The organism is Stenotrophomonas sp. SrG, from assembly GCF_050031795.1.
Taxonomy (GTDB): Bacteria; Pseudomonadota; Gammaproteobacteria; order Xanthomonadales; family Xanthomonadaceae; genus Stenotrophomonas; species Stenotrophomonas rhizophila_A.
Map to the genome: position 1 here is coordinate 1 of NZ_JBNBBE010000897.1, position 243 is coordinate 243.

Consider the following 243-nt stretch of genomic DNA (forward strand, 5'->3'; position numbering starts at 1 on the left):
CCTGCCCGCACCGGGCGGCAGTGTCAGCGCTACCGCCACGGTGACCCTCACAGTCAGCGCGACCACGCTCACCGCGGTGGCCGATGACTTCACCCCAGCACCGATCGCACCGGCGACCGGCGGCAGCACCGCCAGCGTGCTGCTCAAGGACACCTTCAATGGGGCCGCCATCGTGCCCGGGACCACGGCGGTAACCGCATCGCTGCGGACCACGGCGCCCGGCTCCACCCTGGCCGGCCACGG

The 243-nt window shown here is 73.3% G+C and carries 1 protein-coding gene; it reads left to right on the forward strand.

The features are described from left to right. Positions 1–243: hypothetical protein (locus tag ACQG3P_RS22095; protein ID WP_426806246.1), on the forward strand; the 243-nt coding region annotated here is incomplete at both ends.